The sequence below is a fragment of the Psychrobacter sp. I-STPA6b genome (assembly GCF_020662265.1).
Lineage (GTDB): Bacteria > Pseudomonadota > Gammaproteobacteria > Pseudomonadales > Moraxellaceae > Psychrobacter.
In genome coordinates, this window is the sequence record NZ_VEWM01000065.1 from 1 (window position 1) to 1,613 (window position 1,613).

General features: G+C 31.8%; 1 protein-coding gene. It reads right to left on the reverse strand.

The genetic code is table 11. The features are described 5' to 3' along the window. Positions 1-44: 44 nt before the first annotated feature. Positions 45-1,346 carry an SMI1/KNR4 family protein gene (locus tag FHK88_RS07280; RefSeq protein ID WP_227430087.1) on the reverse strand — a complete coding sequence of 434 codons (1,302 nt, stop codon included), beginning with the start codon at positions 1,344-1,346 and terminating at the stop codon, positions 45-47. Between the last annotated feature and the right edge of the window lie 267 nt (positions 1,347-1,613).

The following is a 1,613-nucleotide window of genomic DNA, read 5'->3' on the forward strand; positions in this document are numbered from 1 at the left end:
CTATCCGCCTTTTTTAATACCTCTTTATAAGCCAGTCCTATCATTTAGCTATATTTAATCACTTCTTTGATAAACTCTAAAAAGGTTTTACCTGTTTTGGCTAAAATTTGGTCATAGCTATTATAATGATGCACCATATCTGCATCTTTACGATTGGTCACTAAAAAGAAATGATTATCTCGTTTATAAGTCATAAATATAAAACATCTATCGTCTTGGCTATAATTATCTGGGTCTCTCCATTTATTTTCTAAAACGCTGTCAATATAATATACTTTTTCTATTAAACTCATTTTATTATAAAAAATAAAATCATCACTTAGTAACCCACCAGATGACCGCCCCATATAGTGCATAAAGTCTTTAAGCTGTCCAGTAATCTGAATTTCATAAACATGTTCAAATGCTGATATTTCACTTAAGCTATAACCTTTGATTTGGGTGATATCATAGTGGCGGTTAGGATGAATTTTGATTAATTCATTAATATAAGCCTGTTGTTTATTTAGATAATCGTCCACATATTCTGCACCAATATGGGTTGATTGTGGTAATAACTCTCCAGTATAACGGTATTGCAAGTCTTGTGGGGTATCATAACCAAAATCAAGTACCACACCTTTTAAAAATTCAGTAAAATTTTGACCTGTATCTGATATATCTTCTGAACCTTCTGAATAATGATAGACTCTATAAACATGTTCAAATGCTGATATTTCACTTAAGCTAAAGCCTTTGATTTGGGTGATATCATAATGGCGGTTAGGGTGAATTTTGATTAATTCATTAATATAAGCCTGTTGTTTGTTTAGATAATCATCCACATATTCTGCACCAATATGGGTTGATTGTGGTAATAACTCTCCAGTATAACGGTATTGCAAGTCTTGTGGGGTATCATCACCAAAATTTATCACCACCCCTTTTAAAAATTCAGTAAAATTTTGACCTGTATCTCTTATATCTTCTGAACCTTCTACATGATGATAGACTCTATCAGGATTATCAGAAGTTGTTTTTAAAAAATATAGATGAGTCTCTGAAAGACAAGCAAAGAAAAAAGAGTTTTTATAGGAAAAGTCATAACCACTAGAATATAAAAGCTCATCATTATAGGATTTATAAAGAATCATATGTATTGTAGGCTGAAAGTTATATAGCATTATACTATCTTCTGCTAATAACCCACCCGAAGAGCGTCCCATACAGCGCATAAACTGTTTAAACTCTCCTTGAATACAAATGCCATAAAGTGCTTCTATCTGTTTTATTTCATCTTCACTATAGCCTTTTACCAACTCAGGTTGATACCATCTACCTTGGGCGACTTCTTCTATATAACTCATTATTTTATTCACTCTCTATTTGATTAATGATGATTTATTTGGGTGCATTTTGTCGTTCTATGGCTTTTGCTAAAATTTTTATGGGTTTTAACTAAAAAATATCAGTCCATGAAATATCATTATCATTCACCCACTTTATTCTCTGTGATGGTTGATAGGGATTATCTAAAAAATCTGCCACTGCTAACCAAGCCTGTTCAGGAGAAATATAAGTCCCAAGTGGCATAGTAATTTCATCATAATTTTCAACAAAATTAGTCAATAGAC

What these genes read in the sequence shown, in the direction of transcription:
- FHK88_RS07280 (WP_227430087.1), bottom strand. Translation starts at nt 1,346, where the DNA reads ATGAGTTATATAGAAGAAGTCGCCCAAGGTAGATGGTATCAACCTGAG.